30 protein-coding genes are annotated in these 24,869 nt (G+C 57.3%); all 30 read right to left on the bottom strand.

The genetic code is table 11. From position 1 onward, the window contains the following. Window positions 1-28: 28 nt before the first annotated feature. The 30 genes from secY to rplJ all read right to left on the bottom strand — a co-directional run bounded on the left by secY (window position 29) and on the right by rplJ (window position 24,788). Complete coding sequence (gene secY / locus K4A76_RS02335) at window positions 29-1,360, bottom strand: preprotein translocase subunit SecY (RefSeq protein ID WP_003257108.1); 1,332 nt, start codon at window positions 1,358-1,360, stop codon at window positions 29-31. Further along, a complete protein-coding gene (rplO, locus tag K4A76_RS02330) occupies window positions 1,361-1,795 on the bottom strand; it encodes a 50S ribosomal protein L15 (protein ID WP_003255461.1) in 435 nt (144 codons plus the stop codon). A gap of 3 nt (window positions 1,796-1,798) precedes the next feature. Further along, window positions 1,799-1,975 carry a 50S ribosomal protein L30 gene (gene rpmD / locus K4A76_RS02325; protein ID WP_003255463.1) on the bottom strand — a complete coding sequence of 59 codons (177 nt, stop codon included), beginning with the start codon at window positions 1,973-1,975 and terminating at the stop codon, window positions 1,799-1,801. 2 nt (window positions 1,976-1,977) lie between these two features. Further along, entirely contained in the window at window positions 1,978-2,478 is a 501-nt protein-coding gene (gene rpsE / locus K4A76_RS02320; protein WP_003255465.1) for a 30S ribosomal protein S5, read from the bottom strand. Between the two features lie 3 nt (window positions 2,479-2,481). After that, window positions 2,482-2,832: a 50S ribosomal protein L18 gene (gene rplR, locus K4A76_RS02315; protein WP_009681973.1), complete on the bottom strand. Its 351-nt coding sequence runs from the start codon at window positions 2,830-2,832 to the stop codon at window positions 2,482-2,484. 10 nt (window positions 2,833-2,842) lie between these two features. After that, on the bottom strand, window positions 2,843-3,376 hold the full coding sequence (gene rplF, locus K4A76_RS02310; protein WP_009681972.1) for a 50S ribosomal protein L6: 534 nt from the start codon (window positions 3,374-3,376) through the stop codon (window positions 2,843-2,845). A 12-nt stretch (window positions 3,377-3,388) separates the two neighbouring features. Next, a complete protein-coding gene (rpsH, locus tag K4A76_RS02305; RefSeq protein WP_009681971.1) occupies window positions 3,389-3,781 on the bottom strand; it encodes a 30S ribosomal protein S8 in 393 nt (130 codons plus the stop codon). Between the two features lie 208 nt (window positions 3,782-3,989). Beyond that, window positions 3,990-4,295 (bottom strand): 30S ribosomal protein S14, encoded by a 306-nt coding sequence (rpsN, locus tag K4A76_RS02300; RefSeq protein ID WP_009681970.1) that lies wholly within the window; start codon window positions 4,293-4,295, stop codon window positions 3,990-3,992. Between the two features lie 13 nt (window positions 4,296-4,308). Continuing rightward, entirely contained in the window at window positions 4,309-4,848 is a 540-nt protein-coding gene (rplE, locus tag K4A76_RS02295; RefSeq protein WP_003255474.1) for a 50S ribosomal protein L5, read from the bottom strand. Window positions 4,849-4,868: 20 nt separating this feature from the next. Further along, complete coding sequence (gene rplX / locus K4A76_RS02290) at window positions 4,869-5,183, bottom strand: 50S ribosomal protein L24 (protein ID WP_003255476.1); 315 nt, start codon at window positions 5,181-5,183, stop codon at window positions 4,869-4,871. Between the two features lie 11 nt (window positions 5,184-5,194). Beyond that, window positions 5,195-5,563: a 50S ribosomal protein L14 gene (gene rplN, locus K4A76_RS02285; RefSeq protein ID WP_008089810.1), complete on the bottom strand. Its 369-nt coding sequence runs from the start codon at window positions 5,561-5,563 to the stop codon at window positions 5,195-5,197. A gap of 23 nt (window positions 5,564-5,586) precedes the next feature. Next, window positions 5,587-5,853 carry a 30S ribosomal protein S17 gene (rpsQ, locus tag K4A76_RS02280; protein WP_023534981.1) on the bottom strand — a complete coding sequence of 89 codons (267 nt, stop codon included), beginning with the start codon at window positions 5,851-5,853 and terminating at the stop codon, window positions 5,587-5,589. A gap of 2 nt (window positions 5,854-5,855) precedes the next feature. Further along, entirely contained in the window at window positions 5,856-6,047 is a 192-nt protein-coding gene (gene rpmC, locus K4A76_RS02275) for a 50S ribosomal protein L29 (protein ID WP_002555481.1), read from the bottom strand. Then, entirely contained in the window at window positions 6,047-6,460 is a 414-nt protein-coding gene (gene rplP / locus K4A76_RS02270) for a 50S ribosomal protein L16 (protein ID WP_003255479.1), read from the bottom strand. Before rplP ends, rpmC begins: the two co-directional genes overlap by 1 nt. Before the next feature lie 12 nt (window positions 6,461-6,472). Further along, window positions 6,473-7,159: a 30S ribosomal protein S3 gene (gene rpsC / locus K4A76_RS02265; RefSeq protein WP_003255481.1), complete on the bottom strand. Its 687-nt coding sequence runs from the start codon at window positions 7,157-7,159 to the stop codon at window positions 6,473-6,475. 13 nt (window positions 7,160-7,172) lie between these two features. Continuing rightward, on the bottom strand, window positions 7,173-7,505 hold the full coding sequence (rplV, locus tag K4A76_RS02260) for a 50S ribosomal protein L22 (RefSeq protein ID WP_003103908.1): 333 nt from the start codon (window positions 7,503-7,505) through the stop codon (window positions 7,173-7,175). An 11-nt stretch (window positions 7,506-7,516) separates the two neighbouring features. Further along, window positions 7,517-7,792, bottom strand: a complete 276-nt coding sequence (gene rpsS / locus K4A76_RS02255; RefSeq protein ID WP_003255482.1) for a 30S ribosomal protein S19 — start codon at window positions 7,790-7,792, stop codon at window positions 7,517-7,519. A gap of 16 nt (window positions 7,793-7,808) precedes the next feature. Then, window positions 7,809-8,633 carry a 50S ribosomal protein L2 gene (gene rplB, locus K4A76_RS02250; protein WP_003255483.1) on the bottom strand — a complete coding sequence of 275 codons (825 nt, stop codon included), beginning with the start codon at window positions 8,631-8,633 and terminating at the stop codon, window positions 7,809-7,811. Window positions 8,634-8,647: 14 nt separating this feature from the next. Beyond that, a complete protein-coding gene (gene rplW / locus K4A76_RS02245) occupies window positions 8,648-8,947 on the bottom strand; it encodes a 50S ribosomal protein L23 (protein WP_003255484.1) in 300 nt (99 codons plus the stop codon). Next, window positions 8,944-9,546 carry a 50S ribosomal protein L4 gene (gene rplD, locus K4A76_RS02240; protein ID WP_003255485.1) on the bottom strand — a complete coding sequence of 201 codons (603 nt, stop codon included), beginning with the start codon at window positions 9,544-9,546 and terminating at the stop codon, window positions 8,944-8,946. Before rplD ends, rplW begins: the two co-directional genes overlap by 4 nt. 12 nt (window positions 9,547-9,558) lie before the next feature. Next, window positions 9,559-10,194 carry a 50S ribosomal protein L3 gene (gene rplC, locus K4A76_RS02235; RefSeq protein ID WP_003255486.1) on the bottom strand — a complete coding sequence of 212 codons (636 nt, stop codon included), beginning with the start codon at window positions 10,192-10,194 and terminating at the stop codon, window positions 9,559-9,561. 80 nt (window positions 10,195-10,274) lie between these two features. Beyond that, window positions 10,275-10,586: a 30S ribosomal protein S10 gene (gene rpsJ, locus K4A76_RS02230; protein WP_003186070.1), complete on the bottom strand. Its 312-nt coding sequence runs from the start codon at window positions 10,584-10,586 to the stop codon at window positions 10,275-10,277. A 141-nt stretch (window positions 10,587-10,727) separates the two neighbouring features. After that, a complete protein-coding gene (tuf, locus tag K4A76_RS02225) occupies window positions 10,728-11,921 on the bottom strand; it encodes an elongation factor Tu (protein ID WP_010951775.1) in 1,194 nt (397 codons plus the stop codon). Between the two features lie 27 nt (window positions 11,922-11,948). Next, the gene (gene fusA, locus K4A76_RS02220) at window positions 11,949-14,096 is read right to left on the bottom strand and encodes an elongation factor G (protein ID WP_054913551.1); all 2,148 of its coding nucleotides are present in this window, start codon (window positions 14,094-14,096) and stop codon (window positions 11,949-11,951) included. Window positions 14,097-14,126: 30 nt separating this feature from the next. Then, window positions 14,127-14,597 carry a 30S ribosomal protein S7 gene (rpsG, locus tag K4A76_RS02215; protein WP_003246741.1) on the bottom strand — a complete coding sequence of 157 codons (471 nt, stop codon included), beginning with the start codon at window positions 14,595-14,597 and terminating at the stop codon, window positions 14,127-14,129. 106 nt (window positions 14,598-14,703) lie between these two features. Beyond that, window positions 14,704-15,075 (bottom strand): 30S ribosomal protein S12, encoded by a 372-nt coding sequence (gene rpsL / locus K4A76_RS02210; RefSeq protein WP_003255492.1) that lies wholly within the window; start codon window positions 15,073-15,075, stop codon window positions 14,704-14,706. A 211-nt stretch (window positions 15,076-15,286) separates the two neighbouring features. Next, entirely contained in the window at window positions 15,287-19,486 is a 4,200-nt protein-coding gene (rpoC, locus tag K4A76_RS02205) for a DNA-directed RNA polymerase subunit beta' (protein ID WP_054913552.1), read from the bottom strand. Between the two features lie 64 nt (window positions 19,487-19,550). After that, window positions 19,551-23,624 (bottom strand): DNA-directed RNA polymerase subunit beta, encoded by a 4,074-nt coding sequence (gene rpoB, locus K4A76_RS02200; protein ID WP_009681246.1) that lies wholly within the window; start codon window positions 23,622-23,624, stop codon window positions 19,551-19,553. A 220-nt stretch (window positions 23,625-23,844) separates the two neighbouring features. Beyond that, the gene (gene rplL / locus K4A76_RS02195; RefSeq protein WP_003255496.1) at window positions 23,845-24,210 is read right to left on the bottom strand and encodes a 50S ribosomal protein L7/L12; all 366 of its coding nucleotides are present in this window, start codon (window positions 24,208-24,210) and stop codon (window positions 23,845-23,847) included. A 77-nt stretch (window positions 24,211-24,287) separates the two neighbouring features. Beyond that, the gene (gene rplJ / locus K4A76_RS02190; protein ID WP_009681245.1) at window positions 24,288-24,788 is read right to left on the bottom strand and encodes a 50S ribosomal protein L10; all 501 of its coding nucleotides are present in this window, start codon (window positions 24,786-24,788) and stop codon (window positions 24,288-24,290) included. Window positions 24,789-24,869: the final 81 nt, after the last annotated feature.

The following is a 24,869-nucleotide window of genomic DNA, read 5'->3' as shown; positions in this document are numbered from 1 at the left end:
TACCGACTCCTCGAACCTTAGGGGCGTATCAGCGCAGCAGGCCGCTGCCACCGTAGCCTTTCAGGTTGGCTTTCTTCATCAGGGATTCGTACTGGTGCGAAACGAGGTGCGATTGTACTTGGGACATGAAGTCCATCACAACCACTACCACAATCAGCAACGAGGTCCCGCCAAGGTAGAACGGCACATTTGCTGCCACCACCAGGAACTGGGGCAGAAGGCAGACGGCCATCATGTAAAGAGCACCGAACATGGTCAAACGGGTCAGTACGCCATCAATGTAGCGCGCCGACTGCTCACCAGGACGGATACCCGGAATAAAGGCACCGGACTTCTTCAGGTTTTCCGCTACGTCTTTCGGGTTGAACATCAACGCTGTGTAGAAGAAGCAGAAGAAAATGATCCCCGCACTAAACAGCAGAATGTTCAACGGCTGACCAGGAGCGATCGACTGCGAGATGTCCTGCAGCCAGCCCATACCTTCGGACTGACCGAACCAGGCACCCAGCGAAGCCGGGAACAGCAAAATGCTGCTCGCGAAAATGGCCGGGATAACCCCCGCCATGTTCACCTTCAACGGCAAGTGGCTGGTCTGCGCAGCGAAGACCTTGCGGCCCTGCTGACGCTTGGCGTAGTGAACGGCGATACGACGCTGACCACGCTCAATGAACACCACGAAACCGATAATCGCTACTGCCAGCAAACCGATTGCGACCAGGGCGAAAATGTTGATATCGCCTGTGCGTGCAGACTCGAAAGACTGCCCGATTGCTCTCGGAAGACCGGCAACGATACCCGCGAAGATCAACATCGAGATACCGTTGCCCACACCGCGCTCGGTGATCTGCTCGCCCAGCCACATCATGAACATCGCGCCCGCCACGAAGGTGGAGACGGCGACGACATGGAAGCCCAGGCCTACAGAAAACGCCACGCCCTGGTTGGCCAGGCCAATGGACATGCCAATGGCTTGAACCAGTGCCAGGATAACGGTGCCGTAGCGGGTGTACTGGCTGATCTTGCGACGGCCAGCTTCACCTTCCTTCTTCAACTGCTCCAGTTGCGGGCTGACCGCAGTCATCAGCTGCATGATGATCGATGCCGAGATGTACGGCATGATCCCCAGTGCAAAGATGCTCATGCGCTCGAGCGCGCCACCGGAAAACATGTTGAACAAGCTAAGAATGGTCCCCTCATTCTGCCGAAACAGATCCGCCAGACGGTCCGGATTGATGCCAGGTACCGGGATATGTGCGCCTATCCGATAGACGATGATCGCCATGAACAGAAAGCGCAGACGAGCCCAGAGTTCCGACATCCCGCCCTTACCGAGCGAAGAGAGAGCACCTTGCTTAGCCATTTATTCCTCGAATTTGCCGCCAGCTGCTTCGATAGCCGCACGCGCACCCTTGGTGGCTGCGATACCCTTGATGGTGACTGCGCGAGTAACTTCGCCAGACAGCATGATTTTCACACGCTGAATGTGCTGGTTGATCACGTTGGCATCCTTCAGGGATTGCACGGAGATCACGTCGCCTTCCACTTTGGCCAGCTCGGACAGACGCACTTCAGCGCGGTCCATGGCTTTCAGGGAAACGAAGCCGAATTTCGGCAGACGACGGTGCAGCGGCTGTTGACCGCCTTCGAAGCCAGGAGCGATCGAACCACCCGAACGGGAAGTCTGACCTTTGTGGCCACGGCCGCCGGTCTTACCCAGACCGCTACCGATACCACGACCTGGACGATGCTTCTCGCGACGGGAACCCGGCGCTGGACTCAGATCATTGAGTTTCATCGATTAGCCCTCGACCTTCAGCATGTAGTAAGCCTTGTTGATCATCCCGCGGTTCTCGGGAGTATCCTGGACTTCTACAGTGTGACCGATGCGACGCAGACCCAGGCCTTTAACACACAGTTTGTGGTTAGGCAGACGGCCCGAGACGCTCTTGATCAGCGTTACTTTTACGGTTGCCATGATCAGAAGATCTCCTCGACGCTCTTGCCGCGCTTGGCAGCAATGGATTCAGGAGATTGCATGGCTTTCAGACCCTTGAAGGTGGCGTAAACCACGTTCACTGGGTTGGTCGAACCGTAGCACTTGGCCAGAACGTTCTGAACACCAGCAACTTCCAGGACAGCACGCATTGCGCCACCGGCGATGATACCGGTACCTTCCGAAGCAGGCTGCATGTAAACCTTCGAGGCGCCGTGGGCAGCCTTGGTGGCGTACTGCAGGGTAGTGCCCTTCAGGTCAACCTGGATCATGTTGCGACGGGCAGCTTCCATGGCTTTCTGGATCGCGGCTGGTACTTCGCGCGATTTGCCACGGCCGAAGCCGACACGACCTTTACCATCACCTACCACGGTCAGCGCGGTGAAGGTGAAGATACGGCCGCCTTTTACGGTTTTGGCAACGCGGTTAACTTGAACCAGCTTCTCGATGTAGCCTTCGTCGCGCTTTTGATCGTTATTTGCCATAACTTAGAACTCCAGCCCGCCTTCACGAGCAGCATCAGCCAGCGCTTTGACGCGGCCATGGTACTTGAAGCCGGAACGGTCAAAGGCAACTTGAGATACACCGGCGGCTTTCGCACGCTCAGCTACCAGCTTGCCAACCTTAGTGGCCGCGTCGATGTTGCCAGTGGCGCCATCACGCAGTTCTTTGTCCAAGGTCGAGGCGCTTGCCAGAACCTTGCTGCCGTCGGCCGAAATGACCTGGGCGTAGATGTGCTGCGAGGAGCGGAACACGCACAGGCGCACGACTTCGAGTTCGTGCATCTTGAGACGTGCTTTGCGAGCGCGACGCAGTCGAATAACTTTTTTGTCGGTCATTTACTAGGCCCTACTTCTTCTTGGCTTCTTTACGACGGACTACTTCGTCCGCGTAACGCACACCTTTACCTTTGTAAGGCTCTGGCGGACGGAAGTCGCGGATTTCAGCGGCCACCTGACCCACCAGCTGCTTGTCGATACCCTTGATCAGGATGTCGGTCTGGCTTGGAGTTTCAGCGGTAATACCGGCTGGCAGTTCGTAGTCCACTGGGTGCGAGAAGCCCAGAGCCAGGTTCAGGACGGTGCCTTTAGCCTGTGCCTTGTAACCAACACCGACCAGCTGGAGCTTGCGCTCGAAGCCTTGGCTTACGCCTTGGACCATGTTGTTCACCAGAGCGCGGGTGGTACCGGCCATGGCGCGAGCTTGCTGGTCACCGTTGCGAGCGACGAAACGCAGCTCGCCAGATTCTTCGGTAACTTCAACAGACGAGTGAACGTTCAGTTCGAGAGTGCCTTTGGCACCCTTCACCGAAAGCTGCTGGCCGGCGAATTTGACTTCGACGCCTGCTGGCAGCTTAACGGGGTTCTTAGCGACGCGAGACATGCCTATCTCCCCTTAGAACACTGTGCACAGAACTTCGCCGCCGACACCGGCAGCGCGCGCAGCGCGATCAGTCATCACACCTTTGTTGGTGGAGACGATAGACACGCCCAGACCGCCACGTACTTTCGGCAGTTCTGCGACGGACTTGTACTGGCGCAGGCCTGGACGGCTGGAGCGCTTCAGTTCTTCGATGACCGGACGGCCTTCGAAATACTTCAGTTCGATCGACAGGGAAGGCTTGGCCTCACCAGTTACCTGGTAGCCAGCGATGTAACCTTCGTCTTTCAGAACTTTGGCAACCGCGACCTTCAGGGTGGAGGAAGGCATGCTTACGACGGACTTTTCAGCCATCTGGGCATTACGGATGCGAGTTAGCATGTCCGCTAACGGGTCCTGCATACTCATGGGCTAGATGCTCCTGATACAAGAATTATTAGCCTTGCGGCTATCACAACCACCCGAACAGGCAGGGGAAAACCCCAGGCTCAGGTGAGCCGGTCATTCTAGACACAAGGTAGAAACGAAACAAGCCCCATGTAGGGGCTTGTTTGATGGCAAGGTCACCGGCGGTCGGAAGATTGCTCCCCTTGCGCCGGGATCTTGCCTGCAGCGATTACCAGGAGGCCTTGACCAGACCTGGTACGTCACCGCGCATTGCAGCTTGACGCAGCATGTTACGGCCCAGGCCGAACTTACGGTATACACCGTGAGGACGACCGGTCAGGCGGCAACGGTTGCGCAGGCGCGAAGCGCTAGCGTCGCGTGGCTGCTTCTGCAGAGCGACTACGGCAGCGAAACGCTCTTCAGGAGAGGCGTTGACGTTGACGATGGTCGCTTTCAGTTCAGCACGCTTCTTAGCGAACTTGGCTACCGTGAGCTGACGCTTCAGCTCGCGGTTTTTCATGCTCTTCTTGGCCATTTTCCTACTCCAATCAGTTGCGGAACGGGAACTTGAAAGCACGCAGCAGAGCGCGGCCTTCGTCGTCCGAACGAGCAGTGGTGGTCAGGGTGATGTCCAAACCGCGCAGAGCATCGATCTTGTCGTAGTCGATTTCCGGGAAGATGATCTGCTCTTTCACGCCCATGCTGTAGTTGCCACGGCCATCGAAGGACTTGGCATTCAGGCCGCGGAAGTCGCGGACCCGAGGCAGGGAGATCGCCAGCAGGCGGTCCAGGAATTCGTACATCTTGTCGCTACGCAGGGTCACCTTGACGCCGATCGGCCAGCCTTCGCGGACTTTGAAGCCAGCGATGGACTTGCGAGCGAAAGTCACAACCGGCTTTTGACCGGTGATCTTTTCCAGGTCGGCAACAGCGTGCTCGATGACTTTCTTGTCGCCGATCGCTTCGCCCAGACCCATGTTCAGGGTGATCTTGGTAACGCGCGGAACTTCCATCACGTTCGACAGCTTAAGTTCTTCCTTAAGCTTAGGAGCGATTTCGTTCCGGTAAATCTCTTTCAGTCGTGCCATGGTCTTCTACCTAGCAGTGTTCAAGCATCAACCGCTTTTTGGGTCGACTTGAAGACACGAATTTTTTTACCGTCTTCTACTTTGAAGCCAACGCGATCAGCCTTGTTGGTTTCACCGTTGAAGATGGCAACGTTGGAAGCGTGCAGAGGCGCTTCTTTCTCGACGATACCGCCCTGTACGCCCGCCATCGGGTTAGGCTTGGTATGACGCTTGACCAGGTTCACGCCACCGATAACCAGACGGTCATCAGCCAGAACCTTCAGCACCTTACCGCGCTTACCTTTGTCTTTGCCGGCGATCACGATGATCTCGTCGTCACGACGAATCTTTTGCATGTCGGATCTCCTTACAGCACTTCAGGGGCGAGCGAGACGATCTTCATGAACTTCTCGGTACGAAGTTCACGGGTCACTGGCCCGAAGATGCGAGTGCCGATCGGCTCTTGCTTGGTGTTCAGCAGAACAGCAGCGTTGCCGTCGAAACGAATGATGGAACCGTCAGCGCGACGTACACCGTGACGGGTACGGACGACAACAGCAGTCATCACCTGGCCTTTTTTGACCTTACCGCGCGGAATTGCTTCCTTGACGGTTACTTTGATGATGTCACCGATGCCGGCGTAACGGCGGTGCGAGCCGCCGAGCACCTTGATGCACATGACGCGACGAGCGCCGCTGTTATCGGCCACATCGAGCATGGATTGAGTCTGAATCATAAAATTTCTCCGACCCCTAGCCCTTAGACTTCAACAGCGCGTTCGAGGACTTCAACCAGTGCCCAGGACTTGGTCTTGGCCAGCGGACGGGTTTCGGTAATGGAAACCTTGTCGCCGATTTTGCACTGGTTGGTTTCGTCGTGCGCGTGCAGCTTAGTCGAACGCTTAACGTATTTACCGTAGATCGGGTGCTTGACGCGACGCTCGATCAGAACGGTGATGGTCTTGTCCATTTTGTCGCTGACGACACGGCCAGTCAGCGTACGGACGGTTTTTTCAGCTTCAGCCATGATCACTTACCTGCCTGCTGGTTGAGCACAGTTTTCACGCGAGCGATGTCACGCTTAACTTGCGAGAGCAGGTGCGACTGCCCCAACTGGCCAGTTGCTTTCTGCATACGCAGATTGAACTGGTCGCGCAGCAAGCCGAGCAGTTGCTCGTTCAGTTGCTGTGCCGATTTTTCACGAAGTTCATTCGCTTTCATCACATCACCGTCCGCTTAACAAAGGAGGTGGCGAGAGGCAGCTTTGCAGCAGCCAGGGCGAAAGCTTCGCGCGCCAGCTCTTCAGAAACACCCTCGATCTCGTACAGGACTTTGCCTGGCTGGATCTGGGCAACCCAGTACTCCACGGAACCCTTACCTTTACCCATACGAACCTCGAGAGGCTTCTTGGAGATCGGCTTGTCCGGGAACACACGGATCCAGATCTTGCCGCCACGCTTAACGTGACGGGTCAGCGCACGACGTGCGGACTCGATCTGGCGAGCGGTGAGGCGACCGCGAGCAACAGCTTTCAGGGCGAATTCGCCGAAGCTGACTTTGCTACCGCGCAGTGCCAGACCACGGTTGTGGCCAGTCATCTGCTTGCGGAATTTTGTACGCTTTGGTTGCAACATTTGGCGTACCCCTTACTTAGCAGCTTTTTTACGAGGCGCTGGTGCTTGTGGTTTCAGTTCTTCTTGGCGACCACCAATAACTTCGCCTTTGAAGATCCAAACCTTCACACCGATCACACCGTAAGTGGTGTGAGCTTCGTAGGTGTTGTAGTCGATATCGGCACGCAGGGTGTGCAGTGGCACACGACCTTCGCGATACCACTCGGTACGAGCAATCTCAGCACCGCCGAGACGACCGCTCACCTGGATCTTGATGCCCTTGGCACCAATACGCATGGCGTTCTGTACGGCGCGCTTCATGGCGCGACGGAACATTACGCGGCGTTCCAGCTGCTGAGCTACGCTCTGCGCAACCAGCATAGCGTCGAGTTCCGGCTTGCGGATCTCTTCGATGTTGATGTGCACAGGCACACCCATCTGCTTGGTCAGGTCCTGACGCAGCTTCTCGACATCTTCACCTTTCTTCCCGATAACGATACCTGGACGAGCGGTGTGGATGGTGATGCGTGCAGTTTGAGCCGGACGATGAATATCGATACGGCTTACGGACGCGCTTTTTAGTTTGTCTTGGAGGTACTCACGCGTTTTCAGATCCTTCAACAGGTAATCTGCGTAAGTAGCACCGTCTGCGTACCAGACGGAGGTGTGCTCCTTGACGATTCCCAGGCGAATGCCAGTGGGATGTACTTTCTGACCCATCTGATCGACTCCGTTACTTGTCCGCAACCTTGACAGTGATATGGCAAGACCGCTTGACGATGCGATCAGCACGGCCTTTGGCACGTGGCATGATGCGCTTCAGCGAACGCCCTTCGTTGACGAAGACGGTGGAGACCTTCAGGTCATCAACGTCTGCGCCTTCGTTGTGTTCGGCGTTGGCTACGGCCGACTCGAGGACTTTCTTCATGATTTCAGCAGCTTTTTTGCTGCTGAAGGCCAACAGGTTGAGCGCTTCGCCCACCTTCTTCCCGCGGATCTGGTCGGCGACCAAGCGGGCTTTCTGGGCGGAGATTCGAGCGCCCGACAACTTAGCGGCTACTTCCATTTCCTTACCCCTTAACGCTTGGCTTTCTTGTCAGCCACGTGCCCGCGATAGGTGCGGGTACCGGCGAACTCGCCCAGTTTGTGGCCGACCATGTCTTCGTTCACCAGAACTGGGACATGTTGACGACCGTTGTGTACCGCGATGGTCAGACCGACCATTTGTGGCAGGATCATCGAACGACGCGACCAGGTTTTAACTGGCTTGCGATCATTCTTCTCCACCGCCACTTCGACCTTCTTCAGCAGGTGAAGATCGATAAAAGGACCTTTTTTCAGAGAACGTGGCACTGTCGTATCCCTCTAGTTACTTGCGACGACGGACGATCATGTTGTCGGTACGCTTATTACCACGGGTTTTAGCACCCTTGGTTGGGAAGCCCCATGGCGATACCGGATGACGACCACCGGAGGTACGACCTTCACCACCACCGTGTGGGTGGTCAACCGGGTTCATGGCAACACCACGAACGGTTGGGCGAACGCCGCGCCAGCGTTTGGCACCAGCTTTACCCAGCGAACGCAGGCTGTGCTCGGAGTTCGAGACTTCGCCCAGGGTCGCACGGCACTCAGCCAGGACTTTACGCATTTCACCAGAGCGCAGACGCAGGGTCACGTAGACACCTTCGCGAGCGATCAGCTGAGCCGAAGCACCAGCGGAACGAGCGATCTGTGCACCTTTACCCGGCTTCAGTTCGATGCCGTGGATGGTGCTACCTACTGGAATGTTGCGCAGCTGCAGGGAGTTACCGGCCTTGATTGGGGCCAGTGCGCCTGCGATCAGCTGGTCGCCAGCGCTCACGCCTTTAGGGGCGATGATGTAGCGACGCTCACCGTCTGCGTAGCACAGCAGGGCGATGTGAGCAGTACGGTTCGGGTCGTATTCGATACGCTCGACAGTGGCTGGGATGCCATCTTTGTCGTTGCGACGGAAGTCGACCAGACGGTAATGCTGCTTATGACCACCACCAACGTGACGAGTGGTAATGCGGCCATTGTTGTTACGACCACCAGACTTCGATTTTTTCTCGATCAGCGGTGCGTGAGGAGCGCCTTTGTGCAGCTCCTTGTTGACCACCTTGACCACGAAACGGCGGCCAGGGGAAGTCGGTTTGCATTTAACGATTGCCATGATGCACCCCTTCCTTACTCAGCACTGCTGCTGAAATCGAGATCTTGGCCTGGCTGAAGGGAGACGATCGCCTTCTTCCAGTCATTACGCTTGCCCAGACCACGTGCGGTACGCTTGGTTTTACCCAGAACGTTAACAGTCGACACGTTTTCAACTTTTACGTTGAACAGGCCTTCGACAGCTTTCTTGATTTCCAGCTTGGTTGCATCGGTAGCAACCTTGAATACGAACTGGCCTTTTTTCTCAGCCAGAACGGTAGCCTTCTCGGAAACGTGCGGGCCAAGGAGGACTTTGAATACGCGTTCCTGGTTCATCCCAGCAGCTCCTCGAATTTCTTCACGGCCGAGACAGTGATCAACACTTTCTCGTATGCGATCAGACTGACCGGGTCGGAACCTTGTACGTCACGTACATCGACGTGCGGCAGGTTACGAGCAGCCAGGTACAGGTTCTGATCAACAGCGTCGGAAACGATCAAAACATCGCTCAGACCCATGCCGTTCAGCTTGTTCAGCAGATCTTTGGTTTTTGGCGCTTCAACAGCGAAGTCCTGAACCACGACCAGACGGTCGCTACGCACCAGCTCAGCGAGGATGGAGCGCAGTGCTGCGCGGTACATCTTCTTGTTGAGCTTCTGCGAGTGATCTTGAGGGCGAGCTGCGAAGGTTACACCACCGCCACGCCAGATCGGACCACGAGTGGTACCAGCACGAGCACGGCCAGTACCCTTCTGACGCCATGGGCGCTTACCGCCACCAGCCACGTCGGAACGGGTCTTCTGCTGCTTGGTACCCTGACGGCCGCCAGCCATGTAGGCCACGACTGCTTGGTGAACCAGCGTCTCGTTGAATTCGCCACCGAAAGTCAGTTCGGAAACTTCGATCGCCTGAGCGTCATTTACATTAAGTTGCATGTCAGTTTCCCCTTAACCGCGAGCCTTGACAGCTGGACGTACAACCACGTCGCCACCAGTAGCGCCAGGTACGGCACCTTTGATCAGCAGCAGGTTGCGTTCAGCGTCTACGCGAACTACTTCCAGGGACTGAACAGTCACGCGCTCGGCGCCCATGTGACCGGACATTTTCTTGCCCTTGAACACACGACCAGGAGTCTGGCACTGGCCGATGGAACCAGGAACACGGTGCGACACGGAGTTACCGTGGGTGTTGTCCTGACCACGGAAGTTCCAGCGCTTGATGGTACCGGCAAAGCCTTTACCTTTGGACTGACCAGTAACGTCAACCAGCTGGCCTGCAGTGAAGAGTTCAGCTTTGATCAGATCGCCAGCCTGGAAATCGCCTTCTTCAAGACGGAACTCCCAAACACCGCGACCAGCGGCAACGTTGGCCTTGGCGAAGTGGCCTGCCTGAGCGGCAGTCACACGCGAAGCACGACGCTCGCCGACAGTGACTTGCACTGCACGGTAGCCATCGGTTTCTTCAGTTTTGAACTGGGTGACGCGATTCGGCTCGATCTCAATGACCGTGACCGGAATGGAGACACCTTCTTCGGTGAAAATGCGGGTCATACCGCACTTGCGACCGATTACACCAATAGTCATGTTGTAAACCTCATGAGTGTACGGGGCTTTCACCCGCTATGGCCGCCCATTTCAGAGCGTTACACGACTAGACCGAAGTCTTAGCCGAGGCTGATCTGTACTTCCACACCTGCCGCCAGATCAAGCTTCATCAGCGCATCAACGGTTTTATCCGTTGGCTGGACGATGTCCAGAACACGCTTATGAGTGCGGATCTCGTACTGGTCACGCGCGTCTTTGTTGACGTGCGGGGAAACCAGAACGGTGAAACGCTCTTTGCGGGTAGGCAGTGGAATTGGACCACGCACTTGTGCACCAGTACGTTTCGCGGTTTCCACGATTTCCTGGGTGGATTGGTCGATCAGGCGATGGTCGAAAGCCTTCAACCTGATACGGATTTGCTGATTTTGCATTGGATTTCAGACTCCAGGCTGTTCCCAACGGACGCACTACGCCCGCTAAAAGGAGGCGTGATTCTATAGACGCCCCCATTTAGTGTCAACCCAATAAAAAAAACCCCCGCTGAGCGGGGGTTTTTTCAATCGGTCGAGAGATTACTCGATGATTTTGGCTACGACGCCGGCGCCGACGGTACGACCGCCTTCACGGATAGCGAAGCGCAGACCGTCTTCCATTGCGATGGTCTTGATCAGGGTAACAGTCATCTGAATGTTGTCACCTGGCATTACCATTTCAACGCCTTCCGGCAGTTCGCAGTTACCGGTCACGTCAGTGGTACGGAAGTAGAACTGAGGACGGTAGCCTTTGAAGAACGGAGTGTGACGGCCGCCTTCTTCCTTCGACAGAACGTAGACTTCTGCGGTGAACTTGGTGTGCGGCTTGACCGAACCTGGCTTGACCAGAACCTGGCCACGCTCAACGTCGTCACGCTTGGTACCACGCAGCAGAACGCCGCAGTTCTCGCCAGCACGACCTTCGTCCAGCAGCTTGCGGAACATCTCAACACCGGTGCAGGTGGTGGTGGTGGTGTCACGCAGACCAACGATTTCCAGCGGATCCTGAACGCGGACGATACCACGCTCGATACGGCCGGTCACAACGGTACCACGACCCGAGATCGAGAATACGTCTTCGATTGGCATCAAGAATGGCTGGTCGATGGCACGAACTGGCTCAGGGATGTAGGCATCCAGAGTTTCTACCAGCTTCTTGACAGCGGTAGTGCCCATTTCGTTGTCGTCTTTGCCTTCCAGCGCCATACGAGCCGAACCGATGATGATCGGGGTGTCGTCGCCTGGGAAGTCGTAGGTGGACAGCAGGTCGCGAACTTCCATCTCGACCAGTTCCAGCAGCTCAGCGTCGTCTACCAGGTCAGCCTTGTTCAGGAAGACCACGATGTACGGAACGCCAACCTGACGGGACAGCAGGATGTGCTCACGGGTTTGTGGCATCGGACCATCGGCGGCCGAGCAAACCAGGATCGCGCCGTCCATCTGGGCAGCACCGGTGATCATGTTCTTCACGTAGTCAGCGTGACCTGGGCAGTCAACGTGAGCGTAGTGACGAATGTTCGAGTTGTACTCGACGTGAGCGGTGTTGATGGTAATACCGCGCGCTTTTTCTTCCGGAGCCGAGTCGATCTTGTCGAACTCAACGACTGCCGAACCGAAAACTTCGGAGCAGACGCGAGTCAGAGCTGCGGTCAGAGTGGTCTTACCGTGGTCAACGTGGCCGATGGTGCCGACGTTAACGTGGGGAAGGGAACGATCAAATTTTTCTTTAGCCACGACAGTGAACCTCTTGCCTAAAGGGGATTAGCCTTGTTTTTTAACGAGTGCTTCGACGATGTTCGACGGAGCTTCGGCGTATTTGGAGAATTCCATGGAGTAGCTTGCGCGACCCTGAGACATGGAACGAACGTCGGTTGCGTAACCGAACATTTCTCCGAGTGGTACCTCAGCAGTGATTACCTTGCCGGACACCGAGTCTTCATTACCCTGGATCATCCCGCGACGACGGCTCAGGTCACCCATCACGTCACCCAGGTAATCTTCCGGGGTTACAACTTCGACCTTCATGATCGGCTCAAGCACCACGCCACCGCCCTTCTGGGCCAGTTGCTTGGTCGCCATCGAAGCGGCGATCTTGAACGCCATTTCGTTGGAGTCGACGTCGTGGTACGAACCGTCGAACACTGTAGCCTTCAGGCCGAGCAGCGGATAGCCGGCAACAACGCCGTTTTTCATCTGCTCTTCGATACCCTTCTGGATCGGGGCGATGAATTCCTTCGGAATCACACCACCAACGACTTCGTTGGTGAAGACCAGACCTTCGGTGATGTTGCCCTTCTCGTCGACGTCTGGCTCCGAGAAACGGATCCAGCAGTGACCGAACTGACCACGACCACCCGACTGACGAACGAACTTGCCTTCGATCTCGACGTTGGACTTGGTGATCTTCTCGCGGTACGAAACCTGCGGCTTGCCGACGTTGCACTCGACGTTGAATTCGCGCTTCATGCGGTCAACGAGGATGTCCAGGTGCAGCTCACCCATACCGGAGATGATGGTCTGGCCGGTTTCTTCGTCGGTCTTGACGCGGAACGACGGGTCTTCCTGGGCCAGCTTGCCCAGTGCGATACCCATCTTCTCCTGGTCAGCCTTGGTTTTCGGCTCTACGGAGAGCGAAATTACCGGCTCAGGGAAGTCCATACGCTCAAGGATGATCGGCTTGTCGAGGTTGCACAGGGTATCACCGGTGGTGACGTCCTTCATCCCGATCAGAGCAGCGATGTCGCCTGCACGTACTTCCTTGATCTCTTCACGCTGGTTGGCGTGCATCTGCACCATACGGCCAACGCGCTCTTTCTTGCCCTTGACCGAGTTGATGACGGAGTCACCAGAGGTCAGGAAGCCCGAGTAAACGCGGACGAAGGTCAGGGTGCCCACGAACGGGTCGGTAGCGATCTTGAACGCCAGAGCCGAGAACGGCTCGTTGTCGTCAGCAGGACGCTCGTCGTACTGTTCTGGCTTGACTTCATCCTTCGGCACGTCGATCAGATCAGGGTGGATACCCTTGATCGCAGGGATCTCGGTTGGCGCAGGCAGGTAGTCAATGACGGCATCGAGAACCAGGGGAACGCCCTTGTTCTTGAACGAAGAACCGCAGACAGCAGGAACGATCTCGCTCGCCAGGGTACGGGCGCGCAGACCAGCCTTGATGTCTTCGACGGACAGGTCACCTTCTTCAAGGTACTTGTTCATCAGCTCTTCGTTGGCCTCGGCAGCAGCCTCGACCATGTTGCTGCGCCATTCGTTGGCCAGGTCCACCAGCTCGGCAGGAATTTCTTCCTCGCGGTAGGTGGTGCCTTTGTCGTCGTCGTTCCAGTAGATGGCTTTCATCTTGATCAGGTCAACCTGACCCTGGAAGTCATCTTCTGCACCGATGGCCAGCTGGACCGGAACCGGGGTGTGACCCAGACGGTTCTTGATCTGACCTACAACGCGCAGGAAGTTGGCACCGGCACGGTCCATCTTGTTCACGTAGACAACACGTGGAACGCCGTACTTGTTGGCCTGACGCCATACGGTTTCGGACTGCGGCTCAACGCCGGAGGTACCGCAGAACACAACGACCGCGCCGTCGAGTACGCGCAGCGAACGCTCTACTTCAATGGTGAAGTCAACGTGGCCGGGGGTATCGATGACGTTTACGCGGTAGTTGTCGTACTGACCACGGGAACCTTTCCAGAAGGTGGTAACGGCAGCGGAGGTAATGGTGATACCGCGCTCCTGCTCCTGCACCATCCAGTCGGTGGTCGCGGCGCCGTCATGCACCTCGCCCATCTTGTGGCTCAGACCTGTGTAGAACAGGATCCGCTCGGTAGTGGTAGTCTTGCCCGCGTCAACGTGGGCACAGATACCGATGTTACGGTAGCGGTTAATTGCTGTAGTACGAGCCATAAAGCCCTCGCAAAATGATTGATGCTTGAATTAGAAGCGGTAGTGCGAGAACGCTTTGTTGGCTTCAGCCATACGGTGCACGTCTTCACGCTTCTTGACTGCAGCACCCTTGCCTTCGGCAGCATCCAGCAGTTCGCCGGCCAGACGCAGAGCCATCGACTTCTCGCCGCGCTTGCGGGCGTAGTCTACGAGCCAGCGCATTGCCAGAGCGTTACGACGGGATGGACGAACTTCAACCGGAACCTGGTAAGTAGCACCGCCTACACGGCGGGACTTGACTTCGACCAGCGGAGCGATGGCGTCGAGAGCTTTCTCGAAGATTTCCAGGGGGTCGCTGTTCTTGCGTGCTTTGACGGTATCCAGGGCACCGTAAACGATGCGCTCGGCTACGGCCTTCTTGCCGCTTTCCATCACGTGGTTCATGAACTTGGCGAGGATCTGGGATCCGTACTTCGGATCGTCAAGGATCTCACGTTTTGCTGCTACACGACGTCTTGGCATGATAAGCCCTCAAACGGTCTTCAGGTTAGCCCGGGACGCGGGTCTTCGACCCCTGCCCGACCTTACTCTTATCGACTCAAAAAAATGGATGTCTGCAAACGGCCGATTACTTCGGACGCTTGGTACCGTATTTCGAACGACCCTGGTTACGGCCTTTGACGCCCGAAGTATCCAGAGAGCCGCGAACGGTGTGGTAACGAACACCTGGCAAGTCTTTTACACGGCCGCCACGGATCAGGACGACGCTGTGCTCTTGCAGGTTGTGGCCTTCACCACCGATGTACGAGGAAACCTCGAAACCGTTGGTCAGACGCACACGGCATACTTTACGCAGTGCCGAGTTAGGTTTTTTCGGCGTGGTGGTGTACACACGGGTGCACACGCCACGACGTTGCGGGCAGTTCTGCAGCGCAGGAACGTCGGACTTCTCGACCGAACGCTTACGCGGCTGACGTACCAGCTGGTTGATAGTTGCCATCTACTAGCTCCACTGATTGTCTTGCGACTCTATTGTCTTGCAAGAAAGCCAAAAATTGGCGAGACGGAGCCTCACCAAATTTAAGGGTACAAAAGTCTAAAGAGGATCTTGCACCCAGTCAAGACAAGGCCCCGGCCCTCCTCGCCCGATCATCGGCAACATTTCATGTCACCGATGCCCGTTCGAGGGTAGCCGGGGCCCCGCCCTGGACTTAGTTACCGCTGGAATTCAGCGCTTCGGTCAGTGCGGCTTCCACCTCACTGGCGCTGACACGCAACGGTTTGTCGGCATCACGGCGACGCTTGCGCTCGCTGTGGTAAGCCAGACCAGTACCGGCCGGGATCAAACGACCCACAACCACGTTCTCCTTCAGGCCGCGCAGGTAGTCGCGCTTGCCGGTTACCGCCGCTTCGGTCAGTACGCGGGTGGTTTCCTGGAAGGAAGCCGCGGAGATGAACGACTCGGTCGACAGCGAGGCCTTGGTGATACCCAGCAGCACACGGGTGAACTTGGAGATGAACTTGTCCTCGCTGGCGAGACGCTCGTTCTCTACCAGTACCTGGGTCAGTTCCATCTGGTCGCCCTTGATGAAGCTGGAATCGCCCGACTCGGAGATCTCGACCTTGCGCAGCATCTGACGCAGGATGGTCTCGATGTGCTTGTCGTTGATCTTCACGCCTTGCAGACGGTAAACGTCCTGGATCTCGTTGACGATGTACTTCGCCAGCGCGCTGACACCCAGCAGACGCAGGATGTCGTGCGGATCGCTCGGGCCGTCGGAGATAACTTCACCGCGGTTTACCTGCTCACCTTCGAACACGTTCAGGTGGCGCCACTTCGGAATCAGCTCTTCGTACGGATCGCTACCGTCGGTCGGCGTGATCACCAGGCGACGCTTGCCCTTGGTCTCTTTACCGAATGCGATGGTGCCACTGACTTCAGCCAGAATCGAGGCTTCTTTCGGACGACGCGCTTCGAACAGGTCGGCAACGCGCGGCAGACCACCGGTGATGTCACGGGTCTTCGACGTTTCTTGCGGAATACGCGCAATAACGTCACCAACACCGATCTGGGCACCGTCAGCCACACCCACGAGGGCGTTGGCCGGCAGGAAGTACTGGGCAGGTACGTCAGTACCTGGCAGGTACAGATCCTTGCCAGCGGCATCGACCATCTTGATTGCCGGACGGATTTCCTTGCCTGCGGCAGGGCGATCCTTCACGTCCAGTACTTCAATGTTGGTCAAGCCGGTCAGTTCATCGGTCTGACGCTTGATGGTGATGTTTTCTTCCATGCCCACGAAGGTCACGGTACCTTTCAGCTCGGTAACGATCGGGTGGGTGTGCGGGTCCCACTTGGCGACGATGGCGCCAGCTTCGACCTTTTCACCTTCCTTGACCGAAATCACTGCACCGTAAGGCAGCTTGTAGCGCTCACGCTCACGGCCGAATTCGTCGGCAATGGCCAACTCACCGGAACGCGATACGGCAACCAGGTTGCCGTCGGCACGCTCGACCTGCTTCAGGTTGTGCAGACGCACCATACCGCCGTTCTTCACCTGGACGCTGTCGGCAGCCGAAGTACGGCTTGCAGCACCACCGATGTGGAACGTACGCATGGTCAGCTGGGTACCCGGCTCACCGATCGACTGTGCAGCGATAACGCCGACAGCTTCACCGATGTTCACCTGGTGACCGCGAGCCAGATCACGACCGTAGCACTTGGCGCAGATGCCGTAGCGGGTTTCGCAGTTGATCGGCGAACGCACGATCACTTCGTCGATGCTGTTCAGCTCGATGAACTCGACCCACTGCTCGTCGACCAGGGTGCCGGCCGGAACGATGACGTCCTCGGTGCCTGGCTTGAACACGTCGCGGGCGATGACACGACCCAGTACACGCTCACCCAGCGGCTCTACAACGTCGCCGCCTTCGATGTGCGGGGTCATCAGCAGGCCTTGGTCGGTGCCGCAGTCGATCTCGGTAACCACCAGATCCTGGGCAACGTCTACCAGACGACGCGTCAGGTAACCCGAGTTCGCAGTCTTCAAGGCGGTATCCGCCAGACCCTTACGAGCACCGTGGGTCGAGATGAAGTACTGGAGTACGCTCAGACCTTCACGGAAGTTCGCGGTGATCGGCGTTTCGATGATCGAGCCGTCCGGCTTGGCCATCAGGCCACGCATACCAGCCAGCTGACGGATCTGTGCTGCGGAACCCCGCGCACCCGAGTCAGCCATCATGTACATCGAGTTGAAGGACTCTTGCTCGACTTCCTTGCCCTCGCGGTCGATGACCTTCTCTTTCGAGAGGTTGGCCATCATCGCCTTGGACACTTCGTCGTTCGCCTTGGACCACAAGTCGATGACCTTGTTGTACTTCTCGCCCTGGGTTACCAGGCCGGAGGCGTACTGGCTCTCGATTTCCTTCACTTCATCGGTAGCGTTACCGATGATGCGGGCTTTCTCGTCCGGGATAACGAAGTCGTTAACACCGATGGAAACACCGGAAATGGTCGAGTAGGCGAAACCGGTGTACATCAACTGGTCAGCAAAGATGACGGTCTCTTTCAGACCAACCACGCGGTAGCACTGGTTGATCAGCTTGGAGATCGCCTTTTTCTTCATTGGCTGGTTGACCACATCGTACGGCAGGCCTGCCGGTACAACCTGGAACAGCAGCGCACGGCCGACGGTGGTGTCGACGATACGGGTGTTCTTGACCACCGAACCATCACGCTCTTTCACGGTTTCGTTGATACGAACCTTGATTTTCGCGTGCAGGGCAGCTTCGCCGGCGCGGAATACGCGGTCGACTTCCTGCAGGTCGGCGAATACGCGACCTTCGCCCTTGGCATTGATGGCCTCACGGGTCATGTAGTACAGACCCAGTACAACGTCCTGCGACGGAACGATGATTGGCTCACCGTTGGCTGGCGACAGAATGTTGTTGGTCGACATCATCAGCGCGCGCGCTTCGAGCTGGGCTTCCAGCGTCAGCGGCACGTGAACAGCCATCTGGTCACCGTCGAAGTCGGCGTTGTACGCGGCGCAGACCAGCGGGTGCAGCTGGATGGCTTTACCTTCGATCAGAACCGGTTCAAAGGCCTGGATACCCAGACGGTGCAGGGTTGGCGCACGGTTGAGCAGTACGGGGTGTTCGCGGATCACCTCGGCGAGAACGTCCCATACCTCTGGCAGCTCGCGCTCGACCATCTTCTTGGCAGCCTTGATGGTGGTCGCCAGACCACGCATTTCCAGCTTGCCGAAAATGAACGGCTTGAACAGCTCGAGGGCCATCTTCTTCGGCAGACCGCACTGGTGCAGACGCAGGGTCGGGCCTACGGTAATTACCGAACGGCCGGAGTAGTCCACACGCTTACCGAGCAAGTTCTGACGGAAGCGACCTTGCTTACCTTTGATCATGTCGGCCAGGGACTTCAGCGGACGCTTGTTCGAGCCAGTGATGGCGCGACCGCGACGGCCGTTGTCCAGCAGGGCGTCGACCGCTTCCTGCAGCATGCGCTTTTCGTTGCGCACGATGATGTCCGGCGCCGACAGATCCAGCAGGCGCTTCAGACGGTTGTTACGGTTGATCACCCGACGATACAGGTCGTTCAGGTCGGAGGTCGCGAAGCGGCCACCATCCAGCGGTACCAGCGGACGCAGGTCCGGCGGCAGTACTGGCAGAACGGTCAGCACCATCCACTCAGGCAGGTTGCCCGAGCCCTGGAAAGCTTCCATCAGCTTCAGGCGCTTGGACAGCTTCTTGATCTTGGTTTCCGAGTTGGTCTGCGGAATTTCTTCGCGCAGGCGGCCGATCTCGTGCTCCAGGTCGATAGCGTGCAGCAGTTCGCGGACAGCCTCGGCACCCATGCGGGCATCGAAGTCGTCACCGAACTCTTCCAGCGCTTCGAAGTACTGCTCGTCGTTCAGCAGCTGGCCCTTTTCCAGGGTGGTCATGCCCGGGTCGATAACGACGTAGCTCTCGAAGTAGAGCACGCGCTCGATGTCACGCAGGGTCATGTCCATCAGCAGGCCGATACGGGACGGCAGCGACTTCAGGAACCAGATGTGGGCGACCGGCGAGGCCAGCTCGATGTGCGCCATGCGCTCACGACGCACTTTGGCCAGGGCAACTTCAACGCCGCACTTCTCGCAGATTACGCCACGGTGCTTGAGGCGCTTGTACTTGCCGCACAGGCACTCGTAGTCCTTGACTGGGCCAAAGATCTTGGCGCAGAACAGGCCGTCACGCTCAGGCTTGAACGTACGGTAGTTGATGGTTTCCGGCTTCTTAACTTCACCGAACGACCACGAACGGATCATTTCAGGCGACGCCAGACCGATGCGGATGGCGTCGAACTCTTCGACTTGACCCTGGTTTTTCAGCAAATTCAGTAGGTCTTTCAAGGCCTTTCCTCCTGGCGGAGCAGGGAGCGGGCATTACCTGCCCCACTCCCCTTCGCGTCACGTGTTATTCGGTTTCCAGATCGATATCGATACCGAGGGAACGGATCTCTTTGATCAACACGTTGAAGGACTCGGGCATGCCCGGCTCCATACGGTGATCGCCATCCACGATGTTCTTGTACATCTTGGTACGGCCGTTCACGTCGTCCGACTTCACTGTGAGCATTTCTTGCAGGGTGTATGCCGCGCCGTATGCTTCCAGCGCCCACACTTCCATCTCCCCGAAACGCTGACCACCGAACTGCGCCTTACCACCCAGCGGCTGCTGGGTAACCAGGCTGTAGGAACCAGTGGAACGCGCGTGCATCTTGTCGTCCACCAAGTGGTTCAGCTTGAGCATGTACATGTAACCAACGGTCACCGGACGCTCGAACTTGTTGCCGGTACGGCCATCGAACAGCACCATCTGGCCGCTTTCTGGCAGGTCTGCCAGTTTCAGCATGGCCTTGATCTCGCGCTCCTTGGCACCATCGAAGACCGGAGTGGCCATAGGCACACCTTTCTTCAGGTTGTGCGCCAGGGCCAGGATCTCGGCGTCGGAGAACTCGTCGAGGTTTTCCTGACGACCACCGATCTCGTTGTAGACCTCGGTCAGGAACACACGCAGCTCAGCGGCTTTGCGCTGCTCTTCGAGCATGCGGTCGATCTTCTCGCCCAGGCCTTTGGCCGCAAGGCCCAGGTGGGTTTCGAGGATCTGACCAACGTTCATACGCGAAGGTACGCCCAGCGGGTTCAGTACGACGTCGACCGGAGTACCGTTGGCGTCGTGCGGCATGTCTTCAACCGGCATGATAACCGAGACAACACCTTTGTTACCGTGACGGCCGGCCATCTTGTCACCCGGCTGGATGCGACGGCGGATTGCCAGGTACACCTTGACGATCTTCAGTACGCCTGGTGCCAGGTCATCGCCCTGCTGCAGCTTGCGCTTCTTGTCTTCGAACTTGTCGTCCAGCAGACGGCGACGGTCAACGATGTACTGCTGAGCCTTTTCCAGCTGCTCGTTCAGTGCATCTTCAGCCATGCGCAGCTTGAACCACTGGCCGTGCTCCAGACCGTCCAGTACTTCGTCGGAGATCACGGTGCCTTTCTTCAGGCCCGCGCCACCGTCGACCACCTGGCCGTTCAGGGCAGAACGCAGACGCTCGAAGGTTGCGCCTTCGACGATGCGGAACTCTTCGTTGAGGTCCTTGCGGATCTCGTCCAGCTGCATCTTCTCGATGGCCAGGGCGCGGCTGTCGCGCTCGACGCCATCACGGGTGAAGACCTGTACGTCGATGACAGTGCCCTTGGTGCCGGTTGGCACGCGCAGGGAAGTGTCCTTAACGTCGCTGGCTTTTTCGCCGAAGATGGCGCGCAGCAGTTTTTCTTCCGGAGTCAGCTGGGTTTCGCCTTTTGGCGTAACTTTACCGACCAGGATGTCACCCGCGCCGACTTCCGCACCCACGTAGACGATACCGGCTTCGTCCAGCTTGTTCAGTGCGGCTTCACCCACGTTCGGGATGTCCGCAGTGATTTCCTCTGGGCCAAGCTTGGTATCACGCGCCACACAGGTCAGTTCCTGAATGTGGATCGTGGTGAAGCGGTCTTCCTGCACCACACGTTCGGACAGGCAGATGGAGTCTTCGAAGTTGAAGCCGTTCCACGCCATGAAGGCGATACGCATGTTCTGACCCAGTGCCAGCTCACCCATGTCGGTGGACGGGCCGTCGGCCATGATGTCGCTGCGCTGAACCTTGTCACCCTTGCTGACCAGCGGACGCTGGTTGATGCAGGTGTTCTGGTTGGAACGGGTGTACTTGGTCAGGTTGTAGATGTCCACACCGGCTTCACCGGTCTCGACTTCATCGTCATTGACGCGAACGACGATACGGCTGGCGTCGACCGAGTCGATCACGCCACCGCGGCGAGCAACCACGCAGACACCGGAGTCACGGGCAACGTTGCGCTCCATGCCGGTACCTACCAGCGGCTTGTCGGCACGCAGGGTCGGTACAGCCTGACGCTGCATGTTCGAACCCATCAATGCACGGTTGGCGTCGTCGTGCTCGAGGAACGGGATCAGCGAGGCAGCGACGGAAACAACCTGCTTCGGCGAAACGTCCATCAGGGTGACGTCTTCCGGCGCCTTGACGGTGAACTCGTTCAGGTGACGGACCGCTACCAGCTCATCGATCAGCTGCTTCTTGTCGTTCATCGCGGCCGAAGCCTGGGCGATGACGTGATCGGCTTCTTCAATGGCCGACAGGAACACGATGTCGTCGCTGACCACACCTTCTTTCACCACGCGGTACGGGCTTTCCAGGAAGCCGTACTGGTTGGTGCGGGCATAGGCTGCCAGGGAGTTGATCAGACCGATGTTCGGACCTTCAGGGGTCTCGATCGGGCACACACGGCCGTAGTGGGTCGGGTGCACGTCACGGACTTCAAAGCCAGCACGCTCACGGGTCAGACCGCCAGGGCCGAGTGCAGAGACGCGGCGCTTGTGGGTGATCTCGGAGAGCGGGTTGTTCTGGTCCATGAACTGGGACAGCTGGCTGGAACCGAAGAACTCTTTCACCGCCGCCGCAACTGGCTTGGCGTTGATCAGGTCTTGCGGCATCAGGCCTTCGCTTTCCGCCATCGACAGACGTTCCTTGACCGCGCGCTCTACACGCACCAGGCCAACGCGGAACTGGTTCTCGGCCATCTCGCCGACGCAACGAACGCGACGGTTACCCAGGTGGTCGATGTCGTCGACAATGCCTTTGCCGTTACGGATATCGACCAGGGTCTTCAGGACCTCGACGATATCTTCCTTGCTCAGCACGCCCGAACCCTCGATCTCGGTACGACCGATACGACGGTTGAACTTCATGCGGCCAACGGCGGACAGATCGTAACGCTCGGCGCTGAAGAACAGGTTGTTGAACAGGGTCTCGGCGGCGTCCTTGGTCGGCGGCTCGCCTGGACGCATCATGCGGTAGATTTCGACCAGGGCTTCCAGCTGGTTGCTGGTGGTGTCGATCTTCAGCGTGTCGGAGATGAACGGACCGCAGTCGATGTCGTTGGTGTACAGGGTCTCGATACGGACAACCTGCGCCTTGGCGACCTTGATCAGCAGCTCGGTGGTCATCTCGGTGTTGCACTCGGCGAGGATCTCACCGGTAGCCGGATGCACGATAGCCTTGGCGGTGGTGCGGCCCAGGACGTATTCCATAGGAACGTCCAGCTGCTTGACGCCGGCTTTCTCGATCTGGTTGATGTGGCGCGCGGTAATACGGCGGCCTTGCTCGACGATGACTTTGCCGGTTTCGTCATGGATGTCCATGACAGCAACTTCACCACGCAGACGCTGTGGCACCAGTTCCAGGCTGAGTTTTTCGCCGGAAATGTGGAACACGTTGGTGGTGTAGAAGGTGTTCAGCACTTCTTCAGTGCTGTAGCCCAGGGCACGCAGCAGCACCGAGGCCGGCAGTTTGCGGCGACGGTCGATACGCACGAACACGCAGTCCTTCGGGTCGAACTCGAAGTCCAGCCAGGAGCCGCGGTAAGGGATGATGCGAGCGGAGTACAGCAGCTTGCCGGAGCTGTGGGTCTTGCCACGGTCGTGGTCGAAGAACACACCAGGCGAACGGTGCAGCTGGGAAACGATCACACGCTCGGTACCGTTGATTACGAAGGTACCGTTTTCAGTCATCAGGGGGATTTCACCCATGTAGACTTCTTGCTCTTTGATGTCCTTGATCGCTTTGTTCGACGATTCCTTGTCGAAGATGATCAGGCGCACCTTGACCCGCAGTGGTACCGCGAAGGTCACACCACGCAGGACACATTCCTTCACATCGAAGGCGGGTTCGCCCAGGCGATAGCCTACGTACTCCAGGGCAGCATTGCCGGAGTAGCTGATGATCGGGAATACCGATTTGAAGGCCGCGTGCAGGCCGACGTCGCGGAAGTTATCCTTGGATGCTCCCGCTTGCAGGAATTCGCGATACGAATCCAGCTGGATGGCCAGGAGGTAAGGCACATCCATGACGTCCGGCAACTTGCTAAAGTCCTTGCGGATACGTTTTTTCTCAGTGTATGAGTAAGCCATCAGCGTTCCCCAGCTTGGTCACCTGCTTGTTTGGCTTCTCCCGGCGGGAGCAGCCAGAAAATCGTGCAAACCCCTTGGTTTGCGCCACCCACATGGGTGTCTTGCAGCTTGTTATCGGGGCCGGCATGACCGGCCACCAATAACGGAAAAAGGCCGGTGGCATAAGCCACCAGCCATCAGCCTTTTGCTCAACGCTCAGGCTGGCATCGCAAGGTCGAGATTACTTCAGCTCGACTTTAGCGCCTGCTTCTTCCAGCTTCTTCTTAGCGTCTTCAGCGGCTTCTTTCGAAACGCCTTCAGCTACAACCTGAGGAGCGCCATCGACTTTCTCTTTGGCTTCTTTCAGGCCCAGACCGGTCAGCTCGCGAACGGCTTTGATCACGTTCACTTTCTTGTCGCCAGCTTCAACCAGAACAACGTTGAACTCGGTCTGCTCTTCAACAACGGCAGCAGCAGCAGCTGGGCCAGCAGCGGCAACAGCAGCGGTAACGCCGAAGGTTTCTTCCATTGCTTTGATCAGCTCAACAACTTCCAGAACGGTTTTCTGGCCGATTGCTTCGATGATTTGTTCGTTAGTCAGGGACATGACTTAAATCCTGTATTGGGGTGACAGCCTACGCAGCCATCAAATTAAACGTATGATTTTGAAAGAATTCGCACGCCTTAGGCGGCGGTAGCTTCTTTCTGGTCGCGAATGGCTGCCAGAGTACGAGCCAGCTTGCTGGTGGCGCCTTGAATAACGCTCATCAGTTTCGCAATAGCTTCGTCGCGGGTCGGCAGGGTAGCCAACACGTCGATCTGGTTCGCTGCAATGAAATTGCCGTCAAACGCAGCTGCCTTGATCTCGAACTTGTCCTGACCCTTGGCGAACTCTTTGAACAGACGAGCAGCAGCGCCCGGGTGTTCGTTGGAGAAAGCAATCAGGGTCGGGCCTTTGAACGCGTCGTTGAGGATCGAAAATTCGGTGCCTTCAACAGCGCGCTTGAGCAGGGTGTTACGTACGACACGTACATAAACGCCAGCTTCGCGGGCCTCTTTACGGAGTCCGGTCATTGCGCCTACAGTCACACCACGGGCATCAGCCACGACAGCGGACAGAGCGACTTTGGCAGCCTCGTTGACTTCAGCGACGATGGCCTTCTTGTCTTCGAGTTTAATTGCCACGGGTTTACTCCTGGTTTTTACCGTTTCATCTGGCCGAAGCCTGATGTCGTTTTGGTGTCTGATTCGGTAACGAATCGGGAG

Origin of the sequence: Pseudomonas sp. NEEL19 (assembly GCF_028751975.1) — a bacterium.
Classification (GTDB): domain Bacteria; phylum Pseudomonadota; class Gammaproteobacteria; order Pseudomonadales; family Pseudomonadaceae; genus Aquipseudomonas; species Aquipseudomonas juntendi.
The sequence above is the reverse complement of the archived record's forward strand: the minus strand, read 5'-3'. Positions and strand labels throughout refer to the sequence as shown.